The organism is Corynebacterium hylobatis (assembly GCF_003955685.1).
Classification (GTDB): domain Bacteria; phylum Actinomycetota; class Actinomycetes; order Mycobacteriales; family Mycobacteriaceae; genus Corynebacterium; species Corynebacterium hylobatis.
The window spans coordinates 20559-37429 of record NZ_RXHJ01000010.1 but is presented as its reverse complement, the minus strand read 5'-3'; the positions used below and the strand labels follow the sequence as shown (position 1 = coordinate 37429).

Genomic DNA, 16871 nt, shown 5'->3' with positions numbered 1-16871 from the left:
ACACCCGGATGTGGCCTTTCCTGTGAATTTCCGTGTAGACACAGGTCCCGGCGGGGGCGGTGGGGGCGAAGGTGGGGAATTCAGAAAAAGGTCCGCCGCGCACCCCGGTGCAGGGGCGTGCGGCGGACCTTGATCCGTGCTGATTCTGTCTGGCGGCTAACGCTCCTCGAAGCGGCGGCGGAAGTTCTCCTCCACGCTGCTGGCAGGCGCCCGGCCACGGTTGGTCCGGCGCTTGCTGACCCGCCCGGTGGCCGATCCCCCGCCTCCGCGGAGCATCCACACACCGGCGCCGAACATCACCAGGAAGCCGACGACGCTCAGCGCAATGAACCACAGGCTCTGCTGGGCGAGTGCGACTCCGCCGATGAGCATGACCAGGCCGACAACCGCGATCGCAACACCCCGAAGCGTGATACCGGGTGTCCCGGTCGCGCCGAAGCCATGGCCGCCGGCCACGGATGACCCGAACTTGGGGTCATCAGCAAGGAGAGACTGTTCAATCTCCCGGAGCGCTCGCTGCTCCTGCTCTGAAAGCGACACTGTTCCTCCCGGACATCGCTGGGTGTTTATCTTCTCACTCGTTCAACGCCCAGACTAACGGGAATGTTCCCGGGAATGCCAACCCCGCTACGCGGCAGCCGGAGCCCAGCCGGCCTCGGCCTCAACCTCGGCCAGAAACTCTGTGACCATGGAGATCACACGGTCGACCACGGTGGGATCCACGTCACGCTCCAACCCGGAGGCCACCCGGGAACGCAGGCGGGAATACTGGGCGAAGGCCATGGCCCACCGCTCCCCTTCCGCGTCGACCAGGCAGAGCTGGTCCCAGGCGCTTGTCGGGCGGCGGCGCCTGCCCGCCACCGTGGAGGCGGAGATCCTCGCCCCGGCGGTCCGCAGGGCGGCCCGGTAGGCGGATTCGAGGGCCTGGTCCCACTCCCCCGCACGGCGGTGCCTGACCGCCGCGGCCAGGAGACCGCGCGCCTTGAAGATGAAGTCGGCCCGCCGGGTGCCCGAACCCGCGCCGGCGAACCTCGTTGTCGCTGAGATGATCCGGGCCATCGGGGCCAACTCCTTTCCACTGCGTTCATGTGGTCCGCGGACCATGCCTGATGACCTCCGGACAGTCCGCGTACCACGCTTCCAATTGCCTCGTCCTGCGTGTTGCCCACACCATAGGGACGGCATGGGACATGACACCCTCAATTCTAGAACAGCCATTCGAACACGTCAATGGTTGCTCTGCATTTTCCCCGACCGCGATCCGGGTGCCTGTTCGATTCCGTCGCGGCCCTGCCGCCCGAATTTTTCCCACGGTCGGCCCTGTTCGTGGTTCAGTGGAGAGGTGACGATTGAGATCCGCCGTTTGACCGGCCCCGAATTTGCCGTGCTGACCCCGCAGCTCGTCGACCTCTACATCGAGGCGATGGGCTACGACAGGAGCATCCGTGCAGGCCGCATCGAGGTGTGGCGGCGGGAGATCATGCAGCCGGGATTCACCGCTCTGGCCGCCTTCGAACAGGGCACCCTCCTCGGCGTCGCCTACGGCTACCTCGGGGCACCGGACCTGTGGTGGGACCGCCAGGTCCGTCGCGGCTTCCGGGAGGCCGGTGGTCCGGACACCCATCAGGCCGTGCTCATGCGCGACTACTTCGAGGTCGCCGAGATCCACGTCGATCCGGCACACCAGGGCCGGGGGATGGGTCGCCAGCTGCTCTCCCAGCTGCTCTGGCACGTCCCGGCCACCTATGCGCTCCTGTCCACCCCGGAAGTGGAGAACGAGGCCAACAACGCCTTCTCCCTCTACCGCTCCATGGGCTTCCGCGATGAGCTGCGCAACTTCCACTTCGACGGCGATTCCCGCCCCTTCGCGGTCCTGTCCGTCGCCCTGCCATTGTCCGACGGCCCCGACAGGTCCGGCAAGGTCGGGGACCAACCCCGGTAGGCCAATGGGTATCGTGGACTCGACAGTTCACCGCCCTGATGAAGGACCGCCGCATTGAGCACCCAGGACCCCCGAACGCTGACTCTCGACCAGATCCCGGCCGCAGCCCGTGACGAACTCGCCCGCTTCTTCGCGGCCCGCCGGGAGCAGGTCTCCGCGATCGGGGCCCCGGTCAGCCAAACCGTCACCCACCTGGAGAACTTCGTCCTCGGTGGCGGCAAGCGGATCCGCCCGTTGTACGTGTGGGCCGGTTTCGTCGGCGGCGGTGGTCTGGAGAACACCTCCGAGAACCCAGCAGCCGTGCTGCGGGCGGCAGCCTCCCTGGAGTTCATCCAGGCCTGCGCACTGATCCATGACGACATCATCGACTCCTCCGACACCCGGCGCGGTCACCCCACCGTCCACCGGGCAGTGGAGGCCAACCACCGGGGCAGCGGCTGGACCGGCGACGCCGCCCACTTCGGCGAGTCCGTGGCCATCCTGGTCGGTGATCTGGCGCTGGTCTGGGCCGAGGACATGTTCCAGGACTCCGGCCTGTCGGTTGAGGCACTGCAGCGGGCCCGGGAGCCGTGGCGCGGCATGCGCACCGAGGTGATCGGCGGGCAGTTGCTCGACGTCACCCTGGAGGCCACCGCCGATGAGGACGTGGTGCTGGCGGATGCGGTCAACCGCTTCAAGACGGCCGCCTACACCATCGAACGCCCCCTGCACCTCGGTGCCACGATCGCGGGTGCGGACCAGACCACCATTGACGCCTTCCGCGGTTACGGTCGTGACATCGGCGTCGCCTTCCAGCTCCGGGACGACCAGCTGGGTGTCTACGGGGACCCGGCCGTCACCGGCAAACCCGCCGGTGATGACCTCCGCGAGGGCAAGCGCACGGTGCTGCTGGCCACCGCACTGCAGCGTGCCGACGAACGCGACCCCGCCGCCGCAGCCGAGCTGCGGGCCGGCATCGGGACGACCTCTGATCCCGCCCGGATCGCCCGGCTGGCCGAGATCATCGCCGAGACCGGCGCGGTCGAGGAGATCGAGGAACGCATCACCGCTCTGACTGCCTCCGGCCTGGCCCACCTTGCCGCCGCCGACACCGCGCCTGAGGTCACCGCCACCCTCACGGACCTGGCCCGGCGCGCGACGGCGCGCCGGCACTGATGGTCCTCCGCCTGCCCCGGGCGGTGACCCTGGGGCTGATCGGCTCCCTCCTGCTGCTCCTGGGTTCCTTCGGCGGGGGCGCCACCCGCAACCGCGGTGGTGTCCTGGAGGCGGCGGGTCTGGACTTCCTCGCCTACGGCCGCGGAGCGGGCATCTCCAACACGGTCTTCTGGTTCGGTGTCGTCCTGCTCCTGCTGGGCTGGATCACGCTCGGCCGCAGGCACGTGCTGGGGGCACGGGAGGGGGACGTCGATAAGCGGGAGAAGGCCGTGCGTACCGCGATGTGGGCCTGGGTGCTGCCGTTGATCCCGGCGGCACCGATGCTCTCGCGCGACGTCTACTCCTATCTCATGCAGGGCGCCATGCTGCGCGACGGTTTCGACCCCTATACGCAGGGCGCGGCCGTGAACCCGGGGCCTTTCCTGCTGGAGGTCTCCCATGACTGGCGCAACACCACCACCCCCTACGGGCCGCTTCACCTGTGGATCGGTGAGGGGGTGACCCGGCTCGTCGGCGACCACGTCACCGCCGGGGTGATCATGTACAAACTCCTCTCCGTGGCGGGTTTCGCGGCCATCGCATGGGCGGTGCCCCGCATCGCGCGGCGGCTGGGCGGGGATCCGGTGCTCGCCCTGTGGCTGGGTGTGGCCAACCCGGTGATGGTCCTGCACATGGTCGGCGGCATGCACAACGAGTCCGTCATGGTCGGGCTCGTCAGCCTCGGCCTGCTGGCCTGTCTGAACCGACGTTTCGTGCTGGGTGTGGCGCTGATCGCCGTGGCGGTCTCGCTCAAGGCCACCGCGGCGATCGCCCTGCCCTTTGTCGTGTGGATGGCCACCCGCCACTACGCGGCGCGGATCAACCAGGTGCTGGCCTTCCTGCTGACGGGTTTTGTCGCCGTCGTGGAGACCCTGCTGGTGGTCGCGGCGGTGACCTTCCTGTCGGGGGCCTCGTGGGGTTGGCTCTCGGAGATCTCCGGCAACTCGAAGGTGATCAACCCGCTGGCCTGGCCTTCGCTGACCGCGGGCGCGGTGACCACCTTCATCCAGCTGTTCCGCGACGACTTCGACTACAACGTGGCTCTGGCTGTCCTGCGGCCGGTGTCGATGGTGCTCATGCTCGCAGGCCTGGTCATCGTCTGGTGGCTCTTCCGGCAGGATGACCGCCGCGCCATCGCGGGCACGGCGACTGCCTACCAGGTGGCCTTCGTCTTCAACTCGGTTACGCTGCCCTGGTACTACGCCTCAGTGATCAGCCTCGTGGGCACCGTCCGCCCGCCCGGCTGGGTGCAGCGGCTGGCGGTGGGGGCATCCGTCGTGGTCACCCTGTCCTTCACCGGCAGCGGCAACCATCAGCTCTACAACACGTGGTGGATGGCGGGTGTCTTCGTCCTCGCCTGGGTGCTCACCGACTGGGCCTTCGGCCGGGATCTCAGAGGGCCATGGCCTGCGCCCGGCGCAGCACCTCGCGGGCCAGCTGACCGTGCAGCGCATCCACCGGCCGTCCCGGCAGCGTCTCGTCCTCGGTGAACAGGAACCGCAGGATCTCCTCGTCGGAGTAGCCGCCGTCGGCCAGGAGGGTGAGCACGCCGGGCACGAACTTGCCGGTGGTGGCCTCACCCTCCTTGAACAGCGCCTCCGGGATGTGGCGTCTGCCGTCGATCACGTGGGCGATGAGTTTCTTCGCACCCAGCAGGTCATGGACCCGGGTGACCACCACACCGAGCCGGTCGGCGGTCTCCGGCAGCGTGAGCATGGTTTCTTCGGCCAGCAGGGTTTCGAGTGGGATGTCTTTCGATTTCACGCCCCCTACTCTAGTGCGCGTCCGCGTTGGCATGAGTGACGGCCTGTGCACCATACTGTTCGCATGGCTCAACTGGCAGTGGGAGATCTCCTCGACGACCGTTACCGCATCGATCACCCGATCGCCCGCGGCGGGATGTCCACGGTCTACCGCTGCGTGGACCTCCGACTCGGCCGCGCGGTGGCGGCGAAGGTGCTGGACGAGAAGTACATCACCGACCCCGTCTTCCGGCAGCGGTTCCGCCGGGAGGCCCTCGCCATGGCCCAGCTGACGCACCCCAACCTGGTCAACGTCTACGACTTCGGTTCCGACGGTGACCACCTCTTCCTGGTCATGGAGCTGATCACCGGCGGCACCCTGCGTGAACTGCTCGCCGAACGTGGCCCCATGCCCCCGCATGCGGCAGCCGCAGTGCTGCGGGCGGTACTCACCGGACTGTCCGCCGCGCACACAGCCGGCATGGTGCACCGCGACATCAAACCGGACAACATCCTCATCAACGGTGATCACCGGGTGAAACTGGCTGATTTCGGTCTCGTGCGCTCCGCGACGGCCGCAACGACGGCCACCAACCAGATCGTGGGCACCGCCGCCTACCTCTCCCCCGAGCAGGTCGACGGCACGGACATCACCCCGGCCTCTGACGTCTACTCCGCCGGCATCGTGCTCTTCGAGCTGCTCACCGGCACGGTGCCATTCTCCGGGGACAACCCGCTCGACCACGCCTACCAGCGGCTGGAGGAGGATGTCCCGGCACCGAGTTCCCGCATCGGGGGTGTGCCCTCCCTCATTGACGCCCTGGTGGGCACCGCCACCGCCCGCGCCCCGCAGGATCGTTTCGCGGATGCCGCCGAATTCCTCGCCGCGCTTGATGACGTCGCCGCCGAACTCACCCTGCCCGCCTTCACCGTCCCCGTCCCGCAGAACTCCGCCGCGCACCGGGCGGCAGCCGTACCCACCGACATCACCGACCTCGTCGGCCCGCCGGCCATGGTCACCGAGATCACCGACGTGCCCCCGACCGCTGTGGTCGCCCCCGTCGCGGAACCACCTGTCGAACAGACCAGGGTGCACGAGGCGCTGGGCCCGCAGGCGCCGCCGGCGCTGCCCGCGGAGATCCCGTCCGCCCCGCTGGAGGCACCACCCCCGCCCAAGCCGCTGAGCAACCGCGGTCGGACAGGTCTGATCGTGTGGCTGGTGGTCATCAGCCTGCTCACCGCCGCCGTGGCCGTGGGCGGCTGGTGGTTCGGCTCCGGCCGCTACGGGGAGATCCCCCAGGTCCTGGGCATGGACCGGGCGGCGGCCGTCGCCACCATCGAGGACGCCGGTTTCACACCCGTCACCGAGATCGTCTACAACGATGAGGTCCCCACCGACCGGTCCGCCGGCACACAGCCCGGCGACGGGGAGAAGGTCGTCCGCGGCGGCGAGGTCACCGTCCTGGTCTCCCAGGGCCGGCCCACCGTCCCGGCACCGGAGGGTATGGACGTGCTCGCCTACCAGGCGGCCGCCTCAGAGCGCACCCTGACCGTGGCCAACGGGGAACCCGTCTACTCCCCTGACGTCGAGGAGGGCCGGGTCGCGCTCACCGAACCGGCCGCCGGGGAACCGGTGGCCATCGGCACGACCGTCACCGTGCACGTCTCCCGCGGACCCGAACCGATTCAGGTGCCCTCGGTCATCGGGCTGGACATCACCGAGGCCGAGGCCCGCCTGGCGGAGCTGGGGCTCACCGTCGCCACGGTCGACCGCCGGTACGAGGAGGACGTCCCCGGCGGTGAGGTGCTCGAGGTCTCCCCCGATCCCGGCACGGAACTCAGCCGCGGCAGCGAGATCTCCCTGGTGGTCTCCGGCACGCTGACCGTCCCGGAGGTCTCGGGCATGGACCAGGCCACCGCCACCGCCACCCTCGAGGCCGCCGGCTTCACCGTCGACGACGTCCGCCGCGACCGCAGCGCCACCGGCGCCGGGCCTGACACCGCCGTGGGTACCAGCCCGGCGGCCGGGGAACTCATCGACCCGGCGGACGCGGAGATCACCCTCGAGCTCGCCGGGCGGGTGACCGTCCCCGATGTGGTCGGGATGACCGTCGGCCAGGCCCGCCAGCTCCTGGCCGGCGTGGGTCTGGACATCAACTCCCGCGAGCGTGACGACGCCCGCCCCATCACCCGCCAGCGCCCCGCCGCCGGCGAGGACGCCCGCATCGACTCCACGGTGCGCCTGACCCTCGGCCGCTGAAACAGCGACGCCGCGTGCCCCGGGGTGGGGGAACGCGGCGTCGATAAGCGGGCGGGAGCCTAGTTGCGGAGCATCTCCGCGACGAGGAAGGCCAGCTCGAGGGACTGCTGGGTGTTCAGGCGCGGGTCGCAGGCGGACTCGTAGCGGCCCGGCAGGTCGACATCGGTGATGTCCATGGCGCCGCCGAGGCACTCGGTGACGTCCTCACCGGTCAGTTCAATGTGGATGCCGCCCGGGTGGGTGCCAAGTGCACGGTGGACCTCGAAGAAGCCCTGGACCTCATCGATGACCTTGTCGAAGTCCCGGGTCTTGTAGCCGTTGGAGGCGGTGAAGGTGTTGCCGTGCATCGGGTCGGACTGCCAGATCACCTTGTGGCCGGCGGCCTCCACGGCCTCGATGACCGGCGGCAGGGCGGTACGGACCTTGTCGTAGCCCATGCGCGCCACCATGGTCAGCCGGCCCGGCTCCTTCTCCGGGTCGAGCTTGCGGGCGTAGGCGACGGCCTCCTCCGGGGTGATGGACGGACCGATCTTGACGCCCACCGGGTTGGAGATCAGCGCGGCGAAGTTGACGTGGAAATCCTCGATGCCGCGGGTGCGCTCACCGATCCACAGCTGGTGCGCCGACAGGTCGTAGAGACGGGTCTGACCGTCCTCGTCCTCGTGCAGGCGCAGCATGGCGCGCTCATAGTCGACGAGCAGCGCCTCGTGGGAGGCGTAGATGTCGGAGGTGGTCAGCGAGTCATCGCGGACACCACAGGCCTCCATGAAACGCAGGCCGGCCTCGATCTCGTTGGCCAGGGCCTCGTAGCGGGCGCCGGCCGGGGACTCGGCGACGAACTCCTGGTTCCACTCGTGCACGCGCTTGAGGTCGGCGGTGCCGGAGGAGACCAGTGCACGCACCAGGTTCATGGCGGCGGAGGAGTTCGCGTAGGCGCGCACCATGCGGGCCGGGTCGTGGCGGCGGGCCTCCGGGGTCGGCTCGACACCGTTGACGATGTCACCGCGGTAGTTCGGCAGGCCGTTCTCGTCGAGATCCTGGGAACGCGGCTTGGCGTACTGGCCGGCGATACGGGCCAGCTTGACCACCGGGGTGGAGGCACCGTAGGTCAGGACGACCGCCATCTGCAGCAGCGTCTTGATGTTCGCCCGGATGTGGGGCTCGGTGTTGGACTCGAAGGTCTCGGCACAGTCACCGCCCTGCAGCAGGAAGGCCTTGCCGAGGGCGACGTCAGCCAGCTGCTTCTTCAGGCGGGTCACCTCCGGCGCCACGACGATCGGCGGCACCGACTCGAGGATCTTGCGGACGTTCTCCGCCTGCGCACGGTCCCAGGTCGGCTGCTGTCTGGCCTCCCGGGAGATCACGTCCTCGAATCGCTCATTCAGCCCCGCGGGCAGCGGCGGCAGATCGGGGAGAACTTCTTTCGGGATGTCAACAGTCCAACTCACACCCATATTCATAGCACGCGGATGCAGGGAAGTAACCCCCCGGCGCGCAGCCGGGGCCCGTCGGGGCCGGTCGGGGCCCGTCGGGGCCCTAGCGCAGCACGCGGTTACCGCGCCCCAGCGGCAGCGCCGCAGCACAGATCCGGAACTTCTCCAGGTTGTGGCGGGCGTCGATGAGCGCATCGTGGGAGTCATCCGGGCTCTTCGGCAGCGGCGGCCTACCGGCGAACTCCCAGTACTGCTTGAGCTCGCGGGTGTAACGCGGGATGGGCCGCGGCAGGCCGGTCATATCGCCCCACAGCTGGGCGAGCAGCACGTGGTCGTAGGCCCCCACCCACGCCCACAGCTCCGGGTCCCCGTGCCGGTGGGCGGTGAGGAAGGCGAGCACCTCGCGGCGGATGGTGGCCTGGGATTTCCACACCGGGTCCCCCGGGTTGGGCAGCAGGGACAGGACATTCTCCCGCACCCAGGCGTTCGCCTTCGTCGAGTCGAAGTCGGTGGACACGGCGTAGTACTCCCGGCCGTCCTCCGCGACGATGCCGATGGAGACCAGTTCGATGGTCCGGCCGTCCTCGATGAACTCGGTGTCGTAGAAGTAGCGCACGGCGCGCCCGTCCCTTCCGGCAGTATGTCTGGCACCCCACTGGCGGTGGCGGGGTCGGCAACCAGCCTAACGCCTGGCTGGTAGGCCTCTCACGCAGGGGTGGGGCCCGTGTCCCGATATAGTCATCACGTGCAGACGATCACCGCTCCCGCAAACGAATCCGCCCCCGCGCTCCCCCGCCTGACCGGCACCGGACACCGCATCGGGGTGATCCTCGCGGTGCTCGCCTCGCTGGCCGCGCTCTGGCCCTGGCTCATCGACGCGGGCCCCTCTCTGCGCTACGCCATCGACATCGACGTCTACCGGGAAGGTGCGAAAGCCTTTCTCGCCGGCGACAACCTCTACACCCGCAGCTACCAGGTCGGCGGCATCGAGCTGCCCTTCACCTATCCCCCGCTGGCGGCCATCCTGTTCATCCCGCTGGCGCTGGTGCCCTACGGGGTGGCGCTCGTCGGCTGGACACTGCTCGGCGCGGTGCTGCTGTGGTGGTGTCTGACCATCATCCTGCGCCATCTGCTGCCCACCCTCGCTGACGCCGACCACCGTGTGATCGGTGCCTGGCTGCTGCCGCTCGCACTGGTGGCGGAGCCGGTCCGGGAGACGCTCGCCTTCGGGCAGATCAACATCATCCTCATGACCCTGGTGCTCGCCGACACGCTCACCCGCCGCCCCCGGCTGCCCCGCGGTGTGCTCATCGGCCTGGCTGCGGCGATCAAGCTGACGCCGGCGGTGTTCATCCTCGTCTTCCTGGTGCAGCGCCAGTGGCGCCACGCGGCCACGACCTTCCTGGCCGGGGTGGGCTTCACCCTGGCGGCGGCCGCTTTCAGCCTGGAGAACTCGCTGACCTACTGGCTGAACACCCTGAGTGACACCGGACGTATCGGCAACGAGGCCTACGCCTCCAACCAGTCGGTCCGCGGTCTGCTGGCCCGGCTGGTGGAACCCGGTGAGCAGGCGCCGGGGCTGGTGTGGCTGGCGCTGGTCGCCATCTGTCTGGGGCTGATCATCACGGCGATGACGCGGGTGGGGGCAGCCGGGGACAACCGCCCCCTGGGGGTGGTGCTGCTGGCCTCGACCGTGGCGCTGGTCTGTTCCCCGGTGTCATGGTCGCACCACTGGGTGTGGCTGGTCCCCCTCGGTCTGGCCCTGGGTGTGGTGGCCTGGCAGCGCCGCAGCACGGTCGGCGGCACCCTCGCCGGTCTGATCACCGTGGCGGTGTTCGCTCCCCCGCACTGGCTGCTGCCCAACGACTTCGGCCTCGAGTACGACTGGGCCTGGTGGGGCCACGTGGTGGGCAACTCCTATGTGCTCCTCGCGCTCGCGGTGGTGTGCACCGCCGTGGCTGCCCCGCGGGTGCTGGTGCCGGCGGCGCGCCGCTAATCAGCGACGGTGCGCACCGGCTCCGACGCCGGCGCGGGGGCCCGGGCAGGCTGCGCGGGCGCGGTGGTCCGCGCGCCCGGCAGCAGCGGCGGCATGACCGACCAGCGCAGGTACGGGATCCGGGTGAGCAGCCACAGCGCGAGGGAACCGACGGCGGAGATGAACAGGCCGATGATGATCCACAAGGCGGTCTCATGCAGCACGTTCTCGGCGCCGCGCATGATCGGCAGCTCCATGCCGCGCATGTTGTAGTGGTAGAGCACCGTCAGGGCGATGGGGTGGCCCAGGTAGATGACCAGGGTGTGGCGCCCCAGGAAGCACAGGATGTCGGAGACCACCGGCACCCGACCGAGCACCACCGCCACGATCACGGCCATGGGCAGCATGAGCAGCTGCACCACCGCGTTGACGATCAACCGCAGGTCGACGTAGCCGACGGTTTCCGCACCGGGCAGCGCCCAGGGCAGTGACACATCCGTGACGGTGTTCAGCCAGGCCCAGACGGCGGAGATGGTGAAGCCGGCGGCGTAGAGCAGGGTGCCGCGGGTGAGGTTGCGCAGGCCGGTGGCAGATCCGGAGAACTCCCGGATGTGCCGGCGCATGTGCGCGCCCAGCAGGAAGGCCGGCAGGTAGAGCACCGCCTTGCCGATCATGTGCTGGTCGGCGTGCAGCGGCAGGATGAGGATCGGGGCGAAGCCGATGAGCACGCCTGCCCACCAGGGGAGTTTCCGGGTGGCCCACAGCACGAGGTTGAAGATGACCAGGGCGTAGAGGAACCAGTACATGTTGCGGCCCTCGACGATGTGCTCGAGGTAGCGGCCGAGGCCGGGCATGGCCTTGTCGTCGAACATGCGCCATTCGCGGAATTTGAACCACAGCTCGATGGGCACCCACACCACGTAGGGCACGAGGAAGAACCACAGCCTGCGCAGGAAGAGGTCCTTGAGGGTGTAGCCGAGGACCTTCGCGGAGAAGAAGCCGCTGACCATGAAGAACAGCGGCATGCGCAGCGGGTCGAGGATGCGGTTGAGCTGGGCGGCGACCGTCTCCATGCCCTCGGGCACAGCGAGGCTGACGTGCAGGAGCACGACGCCGACGATCGACAGTCCCTTGGCCACGTCGGGCCAGCGCATCCGGGTGGTGGCGGGTGGGGTGGTCGACTGGATGGTCGCAGACACCTGTTTCACCTCATCCCGTCCGTGCAGTGCGGAATCTGCTGCCGGGTGGTCCCCGGCGAAGTCCGTTGACACACTCTAGCGGCCTTCCATCCGCGGACCAAGTGCCCTGCCAGGCCCCGGCCAGGTTCCGGTCAGCCGCGGTCGGGCTCCGTGCCGCGCGGGTAGCCCTTGCCGGCAGCCAGGGAGGCCTTCACCTCGGAGGCGTAGACGTCGACGTAGGGTTCACCGGCCAGTTCGGTGAGCACGGCCATGACGTGGTCGGTCAGCGGGCGGGCGGCATCGCGGGAATCGGGGTCGATGCCGAGGGACTCGACGTAGGCGCGGCCGTCGACGGGTGGGCCGACCTTCATGCGCACCTTCACCGGGCGCGGGATCCACGTGCCGATGGGGTTGGCCTTCCGGGATCCGATCATGGCCATGGGGATGATGGGCACGTCGGTGGCCAGGGCGATGCGCGCCATGCCGGTGCGTCCCTTGTAGATGCGTCCGTCCGGGGAGCGGGTTCCCTCCGGGTAGATGGCGAGCACCTCACCCCGGTCGAGCACGGTGCGGGCGGCATTGAGGGTGGCTTCGCCGGCGTCGGCGGCACCGCGGTCCACGGAGATCTGGCCGATGGAGGTGAAGAACCACCGCTGGATGCGCCCGATCAGACCCGGGTTGGTGAAGTACTCGGCCTTCGCCGGGAAGGTGATGTTGCGGGGGCTCAGGGCCGGGAAATAGAAGGAGTCCATGACCGCCTGGTGGGTGGAGGCCACGATGGCCGCCCCCTCGGTGGGGATGTGCTCAATGCCCTCCATCTCCGGCCGGTTCCACACCCGGAGGAAGGGGCCGATGAGGACATTCTTGAACATCCAGTACCACTGTTTTTCCATCTGTCTCTTCCCGTCTTCTTGAGCTCACATCCGGCCGCGGGCCAGATCTGCCACGCCGATCATACCCGCGCGGGTGCCCAGTTCCGCGGTTCCCACGGCCGGCAGCGGCCGGTGTCCCGCGCCGACGATGGAGCGGGCCATCCGTTCCCGGGCGGCGTCGAGGAAGAGGTCGGCGTCGAGGGAGACTCCCCCACCCACGACGATCAGCTCCGGATCGAGGACGTCGGTGACCATCGCCAGGCCCTGGCCGAGCCAACCGGCGAAGTCCGCCAGCGCCGCCAGGCCGGTTGGATCCCCCACCCGCGCGGCGGCCATGATCTCCGCACCGGTGACCTCTCCGTGCTTCTCGACGACCCGCCGCCCCAACCCCGCCACCCCGGGCACCGCGAGTTCGGTGGCGGTGTCGACCAGGGCGGTGCCGGAGGCGTAACGCTCCAGGCAGCCATGTTTGCCGCACGCGCAGGCCCGGCCGCCGGGCACCACGGTGAGGTGCCCGAATTCCGGGGCGGTGCCGTGGGCGCCGCGGAAGATCTTCCCGTCGATCATCAGCGTCGCGCCGATGCCGGTGCCGACGGCGAAGAACGCCCAGGTGCCGGCGCCGCGGGCCGCGCCGTGGCGGTACTCGCCCCAGGCGGCGGCATTGGCGTCGTGTTCGAGCGTGACCGGCAGGCCGGTCAGTTCCTCGAGCCGGGCGCGCACGGGCGCGTCGCGCCAGGGCAGGTGCGGGGCGAAGCGGACGGTCTCACAGGCAGGGTCGAGGAATCCGGCGACCGCCAGGCCGACGGCGGCGGGGTCATGCTCCGCACGTAGTTCCCCGACCATGGTGACGATCGCGTCCTCGAGGGCCGCCACCGTGGTGGGGGTGGCGGTGCTGCGGGTGTCGATGACCTCTCCCCCGGCGGACACCACCGCGGCCCGGCAGTGGGTGCCGCCGATGTCGAAACCCACCGTGGGACGGGGGTCACTGGGGCCCATGGCACCACCTTCTGGATCGATTGAGTTCAGCCCCGGCAGTATATCCGCTCACCCGGCACGGACGAGCTCCCGCAGCCGCGCACCCATGATCCCCCAGGTCCACTGCCCCGTAGCGTGCCGGCGTCCCGCCAGCCCCAGGGTCGCCCGCAGCTGCGGGTCGTCGAGAAGCTCCACCAGAGCCCGCGTGAGCTGGACGGTGTCGCGGCCGTCGACGACTATGCCGGTCTCGGGGGTGACGGTCTCCGGGGCGCCGCCGGAATCACCGGCGATGACGGGGACACCGCAGGCCTGGGCCTCCAGGTAGACGATGCCCAGACCCTCCACGTCGAGTCCCCGGCCCCGGGTACGGGCAGGCATGGCGAAGACATCCGCGGCGGCCAGGATCGCGCGCAGATCCGGGGTGGGGACGGGGCCGGTGAAGACGACGGAGTCGGCAAGCGGGGCGGCCATGGCCTGCAGGCGGCGCCCGTAGGACCCCGAACCGACGATGAGCAGCCGTGCGCCGGGGTGCGAATCCAGGACGGCAGGCCAGGCCCGGATCAGCTGGTCCTGGCCTTTGCGCGGTACCAGGCGGGAGATGCACACCACCAGCGGTCCATCCCCGAGGCCGAACCGCTCCCGGGTGGCGGCGCGCTCCGCTGCGGTATCCGGGTGGAACCAGTCAGTGTCCACGCCGGAGGGCAGGTGCGCGAAGCGGGGGCGGGTGCCGAAGGCGCGGCGGAAGCGATGCAGCGTGTAATCGGAGATGTAGGTGACCACATCCGCGGTGTCGCCGATACGGCGCAGCACCTGTCGGGCGCCGGGCAGCATGGACCAGCCCACTTCATGCCCGTGGGTGCTGGCGATGATGCGGCGTGCCCCCGCACGGCGGGCCGCGGCACCCATGAGCGCCAGCGGGGCGGCGGCACCGAACCACACCGTGTCGATGCCCAGTTCCCGGATGATCATCGACATCGCCCGGGTGGTGGTCGGGGTGGGCAGCATGATGCGGCGCGGCCAGCGGATCACCCGGTAGGGCAGCTGGGCGTCGTAGGCCGTGGCGGCGGGGGCGTCCTGCGTGGAGGAGAAGACCACCACCTCCGCCGGGTCGAGGGTGTCCAGGAAGTCCCGCAGATAGGACTGGATGCCCCCGACCGTGGGCGGGAAGTCATTGGTCACCAGCAGAGTACGCGCCATGGCTCAGTAGCGTACTGCGCCCGCCCACGGCATGGAGTCAACGGACACGACCTGGACGGGGATGCCGTAGTCGGAGGCGTGGACCAGCTGGCCGTTGCCGATGTACATGCCCACATGCGTGACGCCCGGGTAGTAGCCGACGATGTCACCGGGCTGCAGCTCGGCACGCGCGACCGGGGTGCCGCCGGCCAGCTGGGCCTGCGAGGTGCGCGGGATGGTCTTCCCCTGCTGCTGGTAGGCCCAGAACATCAGCCCGGAGCAGTCGAACTGGTTCGGACCGGTCGCGCCCCAGCCGTAGGGAGAACCGAGTTTGGCCAGGGCGGCGGCCACCACCCCGGAGGTGCCGGCCAGGTCCGGGGTCAGCGGGTTGTTCTTGTTCTCCCAGGCGGCCCGCGCCGCGGCATCGAGCGCGGTGACCTGCTCCTCGATCTCCCGGATCCGCTCCTGCAGCACCTCCTGCTCCGCGGCGAGGTCGCGGTGCTGCCGTTCCAGCTGCGACTGCTGGAAATTGGCCTCCGCGAGGAAGCGCTCCGCATCGGTGTGCGCCCGGCCCGCCTCGGCGGTGGTCTCCGCGAGCTTATCGACGGCCCGTTCCGTGTTGCGCGTCAGTGTCGCCAGGTAGGAGGCGCGGTCGATGGCGTTCTGCGGGGTGGCCGCGGCAATGGCGTTGGTCACCGGGTCGATCAGCAGCCCCCGGTACTTCACACCGGCCAGGCCGTCGACCTCCTCCTGGAAATCCACCCGTGCCGCGCGGGCGACCTCGGCCCGCTGGCGGGCGGTGTCGGCGTCGGCGCGCAGGGTGTGGATACGCCCCTGCCCCTCCTCGATGTCGACCTCGAGCTGCTTGACCTCTTCACTGGTGGCCGTCGCCTCGTGGGAGACCTCATCCATGGTGGCGATGAGGGTGTCGATGTCCTCGGCGGCGGCCACCTGGGCGGTACCGGTGGTGATCAGGAACGCGCCGAGCACGGCGGTGGTCATCGTACGGAAGCAGTGGCTGAGGGCTGGAAGGGGGCGCAAGGTGGTTCTTTCAGGAATGGTGGGCCGGTGGAGATTCAAGGGACAACTGTAGACACCCGGGACTGCCCCCGAATGCACGAGGCCCGCCCACCGGACCTTGCGGGACCGGATGGGCGGGCACAGTGACCGTCTGTGCTTAGAAGCGGACGGCGGAGTGGATCGGCTGGAAGTGCAGCGGACGCTCGCCGACCGGGGAACCGGAGTTGAGGGCGTCGATGATCATGCCGTTGCCGGCGTAGATGCCGACGTGGCTGGCACCACCGTAGTAGGCGATGATGTCACCCGGCTGCAGCTGGTCCAGCGGGACCTGCTGGCCCTGGTTGGCCTGTGCCTGGGAGGTGCGGGGGATGGACTTGCCGACCTGCTGGTAGGCCCAGGTGGTCAGGCCGGAGCAGTCGAAGGCGTTCGGGCCGGTCGCGCCCCAGGCGTAGGGGGCACCGACCTTGGAGCGGACAGCGTCGACGATGGCCTGACCGGTGGAGGGTGCGGCGGCGGGAGCTGCCGGGGCAGCTGCCGGGCCCGGGGTGGCGACGTTGGCCACGTAGGTGTCCACGGACTCCTGGACGGAGGGGACGAACTGCTCGATGTTCGGGACGTTCTCGATGCCCTGGATGTTCTCCAGGCCCGGAACGTTCACGCGGATGTCGGTGTTCGGCACAACGACCTCGAAGGCGCCGGCTACCGGGGCCATGACGGTGGCGCCCATGATCACCGCGGAGGCGGTGGCGATACGGCGGGTGATGGTCTTGTTGAGGCGGTTCTGCTGAGCCACGGGGCTATACTCCAAATCTTCCTGTGTGCCTGCCGGGTTAGCTGTCGGGTTGGGATGTACGGAAGCTTCCCTCCCCCGCTCCACGCCCTGCACCTGCGTGCGGGACGCTCTCGCGGCGGATGTACCCCAGAAACTGCTGGTCGGTTCCCCGGCTCCCTGTGAAGGGATTAGGCGTAATTTTCAGTTCAGCCATGCGGTGACTTCCTGATGGTGTCCCGCAATGTCTCGATAAGGTTACGAAACTGCAACAGCGAATGTCCAACGAGCCACCCCGGAAGCTCATCGTGACCAAGCTGTTATCCACAGGCCCG

The 16871-nt window shown here is 69.3% G+C and carries 16 protein-coding genes and 1 riboswitch; of the genes, 5 read left to right on the top strand and 11 right to left on the bottom strand.

Annotated features, from left to right (window positions below; genetic code table 11):
• Window positions 1-156: 156 nt before the first annotated feature.
• Both EAH68_RS09090 and EAH68_RS09085 read right to left on the bottom strand, forming a co-directional pair.
• A complete protein-coding gene (locus EAH68_RS09090) occupies window positions 157-540 on the bottom strand; it encodes a DUF3040 domain-containing protein (protein ID WP_126121016.1) in 384 nt (127 codons plus the stop codon).
• Window positions 541-627: 87 nt separating this feature from the next.
• Window positions 628-1059 (bottom strand): SAV_6107 family HEPN domain-containing protein, encoded by a 432-nt coding sequence (locus tag EAH68_RS09085; RefSeq protein ID WP_126121015.1) that lies wholly within the window; start codon window positions 1057-1059, stop codon window positions 628-630.
• A 283-nt stretch (window positions 1060-1342) separates the two neighbouring features.
• Here EAH68_RS09085 and EAH68_RS09080 point away from each other — a divergent pair, with 283 nt between their 5' ends.
• The 3 genes from EAH68_RS09080 to EAH68_RS09070 are packed head-to-tail and all read left to right on the top strand — an operon-like array spanning window position 1343 to window position 4626.
• Entirely contained in the window at window positions 1343-1942 is a 600-nt protein-coding gene (locus EAH68_RS09080; protein ID WP_164546455.1) for a GNAT family N-acetyltransferase, read from the top strand.
• 54 nt (window positions 1943-1996) lie between these two features.
• Complete coding sequence (locus EAH68_RS09075; RefSeq protein WP_126121014.1) at window positions 1997-3097, top strand: polyprenyl synthetase family protein; 1101 nt, start codon at window positions 1997-1999, stop codon at window positions 3095-3097.
• On the top strand, window positions 3097-4626 hold the full coding sequence (locus tag EAH68_RS09070; protein WP_126121013.1) for an alpha-(1->6)-mannopyranosyltransferase A: 1530 nt from the start codon (window positions 3097-3099) through the stop codon (window positions 4624-4626). Before EAH68_RS09075 ends, EAH68_RS09070 begins: the two co-directional genes overlap by 1 nt.
• Here EAH68_RS09070 and EAH68_RS09065 read toward each other — a convergent pair.
• The gene (locus tag EAH68_RS09065) at window positions 4529-4852 is read right to left on the bottom strand and encodes an Rv2175c family DNA-binding protein (RefSeq protein ID WP_126121048.1); all 324 of its coding nucleotides are present in this window, start codon (window positions 4850-4852) and stop codon (window positions 4529-4531) included. The genes EAH68_RS09070 and EAH68_RS09065 overlap by 98 nt on opposite strands.
• A 111-nt stretch (window positions 4853-4963) precedes the next feature.
• Between EAH68_RS09065 and pknB the strand changes: the two genes are divergently transcribed.
• Entirely contained in the window at window positions 4964-7138 is a 2175-nt protein-coding gene (pknB, locus tag EAH68_RS09060) for a Stk1 family PASTA domain-containing Ser/Thr kinase (RefSeq protein WP_126121012.1), read from the top strand.
• Between the two features lie 59 nt (window positions 7139-7197).
• On the opposite strand, the gene EAH68_RS09055 is transcribed toward pknB, so the two are convergent.
• Window positions 7198-8586, bottom strand: a complete 1389-nt coding sequence (locus EAH68_RS09055; RefSeq protein WP_164546453.1) for a class II 3-deoxy-7-phosphoheptulonate synthase — start codon at window positions 8584-8586, stop codon at window positions 7198-7200.
• An 88-nt stretch (window positions 8587-8674) separates the two neighbouring features.
• Window positions 8675-9187: a polyadenylate-specific 3'-exoribonuclease AS gene (locus tag EAH68_RS09050; RefSeq protein WP_126121010.1), complete on the bottom strand. Its 513-nt coding sequence runs from the start codon at window positions 9185-9187 to the stop codon at window positions 8675-8677.
• A gap of 129 nt (window positions 9188-9316) precedes the next feature.
• On the opposite strand from EAH68_RS09050, the gene EAH68_RS09045 reads away from it, so the two are divergent.
• Window positions 9317-10567: a glycosyltransferase 87 family protein gene (locus EAH68_RS09045; protein ID WP_164546452.1), complete on the top strand. Its 1251-nt coding sequence runs from the start codon at window positions 9317-9319 to the stop codon at window positions 10565-10567.
• Here the strand turns inward: EAH68_RS09045 and EAH68_RS09040 are convergent.
• From EAH68_RS09040 to EAH68_RS09015, 6 genes are all read right to left on the bottom strand, one after another.
• On the bottom strand, window positions 10564-11745 hold the full coding sequence (locus EAH68_RS09040; RefSeq protein ID WP_126121008.1) for an acyltransferase family protein: 1182 nt from the start codon (window positions 11743-11745) through the stop codon (window positions 10564-10566). The genes EAH68_RS09045 and EAH68_RS09040 overlap by 4 nt on opposite strands.
• Before the next feature lie 131 nt (window positions 11746-11876).
• Complete coding sequence (locus tag EAH68_RS09035; RefSeq protein WP_126121007.1) at window positions 11877-12617, bottom strand: lysophospholipid acyltransferase family protein; 741 nt, start codon at window positions 12615-12617, stop codon at window positions 11877-11879.
• A 24-nt stretch (window positions 12618-12641) separates the two neighbouring features.
• Window positions 12642-13592: an ROK family protein gene (locus tag EAH68_RS09030; RefSeq protein ID WP_126121006.1), complete on the bottom strand. Its 951-nt coding sequence runs from the start codon at window positions 13590-13592 to the stop codon at window positions 12642-12644.
• Between the two features lie 48 nt (window positions 13593-13640).
• Complete coding sequence (locus EAH68_RS09025; protein ID WP_126121005.1) at window positions 13641-14768, bottom strand: glycosyltransferase family 4 protein; 1128 nt, start codon at window positions 14766-14768, stop codon at window positions 13641-13643.
• 3 nt (window positions 14769-14771) lie between these two features.
• Window positions 14772-15749 (bottom strand): C40 family peptidase, encoded by a 978-nt coding sequence (locus tag EAH68_RS09020; protein WP_126121004.1) that lies wholly within the window; start codon window positions 15747-15749, stop codon window positions 14772-14774.
• A 175-nt stretch (window positions 15750-15924) separates the two neighbouring features.
• Entirely contained in the window at window positions 15925-16560 is a 636-nt protein-coding gene (locus tag EAH68_RS09015) for a C40 family peptidase (RefSeq protein WP_241228390.1), read from the bottom strand.
• A 12-nt stretch (window positions 16561-16572) separates the two neighbouring features.
• A riboswitch (cyclic di-AMP (ydaO/yuaA leader) is annotated at window positions 16573-16744 on the bottom strand.
• Window positions 16745-16871 lie beyond the last annotated feature (127 nt).

Bases quoted from the DNA above. Each gene is read 5' to 3' on its own strand.
- EAH68_RS09020 (WP_126121004.1), bottom strand. From the start codon at position 15,749: ATGACCACCGCCGTGCTCGGCGCGTTCCTGATCACCACCGGTACCGCC.
- EAH68_RS09035 (WP_126121007.1), bottom strand. From the start codon at position 12,617: ATGGAAAAACAGTGGTACTGGATGTTCAAGAATGTCCTCATCGGCCCC.
- EAH68_RS09030 (WP_126121006.1), bottom strand. From the start codon at position 13,592: ATGGGCCCCAGTGACCCCCGTCCCACGGTGGGTTTCGACATCGGCGGC.
- pknB (WP_126121012.1), top strand. From the start codon at position 4,964: ATGGCTCAACTGGCAGTGGGAGATCTCCTCGACGACCGTTACCGCATC.
- EAH68_RS09085 (WP_126121015.1), bottom strand. From the start codon at position 1,059: ATGGCCCGGATCATCTCAGCGACAACGAGGTTCGCCGGCGCGGGTTCG.
- EAH68_RS09025 (WP_126121005.1), bottom strand. From the start codon at position 14,768: ATGGCGCGTACTCTGCTGGTGACCAATGACTTCCCGCCCACGGTCGGG.
- EAH68_RS09070 (WP_126121013.1), top strand. From the start codon at position 3,097: ATGGTCCTCCGCCTGCCCCGGGCGGTGACCCTGGGGCTGATCGGCTCC.
- EAH68_RS09065 (WP_126121048.1), bottom strand. From the start codon at position 4,852: ATGCTCACGCTGCCGGAGACCGCCGACCGGCTCGGTGTGGTGGTCACC.